The 1,669-nt window shown below is 56.3% G+C and carries 1 protein-coding gene; it reads left to right on the top strand.

Annotated elements, in window-relative coordinates; genetic code table 11:
* Window positions 1-120: 120 nt before the first annotated feature.
* On the top strand, window positions 121-1,461 hold the full coding sequence (locus NA637_RS24890) for an ISNCY family transposase (protein WP_256075227.1): 1,341 nt from the start codon (window positions 121-123) through the stop codon (window positions 1,459-1,461).
* Window positions 1,462-1,669 lie beyond the last annotated feature (208 nt).

Below are 1,669 nucleotides of genomic sequence, written 5' to 3' on the forward strand. Positions count from 1 at the left end.
CAGAAACTAATAAGCAACTGATTTTCGGTAAATATTTCTGAGGAAGGGTAAAAAAATCCTCTTGGTTTTGGTATGTTTTAAGCACGAACCAAAAACAGCCAACAACCAAGAGGATCCAGCATGCGAGAGACCCGCAATGCTCAGGTCAGTATATTCGAACATTACTCGAATCACGAGTATGGCGTCAGACTCCGGAAGCTGTCGGAGGTCCTGGACAGGCAACCCGAGATTCTGGAGCTGGTGGCCGCCGATCTGATCGACACTTCGGTATCGGCCGTGGGGCGAACGGGGCTCAGTGCAGAGAGTGTTTTGCGCTGCCTGGTGTTAAGGCAGCAACTGGGGTTCAGTTATGAACAGCTCGCCTTTCATCTGTCGGATTCGGTGACCTACCGAACCTTTGCCCGGTTGCCGGCTCACCTGTCGCCCAGCCGGTCCTGCCTGCAGTCCACGATCCGCAGCATCAAGCCGGAGACGCTGGCGCAGGCACACCAGGCCATGACCCGTAATCTGATCCGCCAGGATGTGATTTCGCTGGATAAACTGCGCATCGACAGCACCGTGGTGGCCAGTCATATCGCTCCGCCCAGTGACAGCCAGTTGCTGAATGATGGCGTTCGTGTGATCAGTCGGCTGCTGGCCAAAAGCAAAACCGAAACCGGTCTGAAGGTCCGCTTTACCGACAAACGCAAAGCGGCAAAGTCACTGGCGTTTCGCATATTCAACGCGAAAAAGGCGACCAAGGACGCGCTCTATCCCGACTTGCTGACGATCGCGCGGCGGGTATTGAAGCAGGCGGATCGCGGACGACAGCAGGTCATTGAAGGAGCAAAGACTTCCCTATCCTGCCGGAAGTGGCTGGACGCTCTGTCGCACTACAGGGAGCTGACATCGCGCGTGATCGAGCAGACCGAACGTCGTGTCATCCAGGGCGAACGGGTTCCTTCCTCGGACAAGATCGTCAGCCTGTTTGAATCCCACACCGACATCATCGTCAAGGGATTCCGCGACGTGCAATATGGCCACAAGATTAACCTGAGCAGTGAAACGGGGGGCTTTATCACCGCGTTAACCATCGAAGAGGGCAACCCCGGTGACAAGACGCTGTTTGTTCCGGTTCTGGACTTTCATCGGTCTGTCCTGGGCAAGCTGCCCCGTTCCGTGGTTGCCGATGGCGGCTACGCCAGTCAGGCGAATGTCGCGGCCGGACGCGCCATGGGGCTTAAGCACGTGGTGTTTCACAAGCCTGTTGGCGTATCGCTCACCGCCATGGGCGTGAAGTCGAAGACCTTTCATGTATTACGTCATTTCAGAGCCGGCGTCGAAGGCAATATCTCGGAGCTGAAAAGGGCCTTCGGCGCCGCGAAGGCAAGGTGGAAAGGTCACGATGGCTTCAAGGCATTTGTCTGGGCCTCGGCTCTGAGCTACAACCTGGTGCGGCTGGCGCGACTCGGTCCGGATTAGCCGACCGGTTCCGACTGAAAAGCTGTAAACAGGGCGCATGGGCAGTCGTGCGGTGCACGCCCGTGGCCTGAATACGGGTTAATTGATCATATAATAGCCACACTGGCCAGTGTTTGGCCGCTTTCATTTTTTGAAGACAGTCAGGTCACCTCCGGGAGTGGAGGTTGTGAGCCAATCTGGCTGAAAATGCGGGTTTCTGGATGGGCAC

It is taken from the genome of Stutzerimonas stutzeri (genome assembly GCF_024448935.1).
In the GTDB taxonomy this organism is placed as follows: Bacteria; Pseudomonadota; Gammaproteobacteria; order Pseudomonadales; family Pseudomonadaceae; genus Stutzerimonas; species Stutzerimonas stutzeri_AO.

Excerpts from the sequence above, each read along its gene's own strand:
- NA637_RS24890 (WP_256075227.1), top strand. The coding sequence starts at position 121 with ATGCGAGAGACCCGCAATGCTCAGGTCAGTATATTCGAACATTACTCG.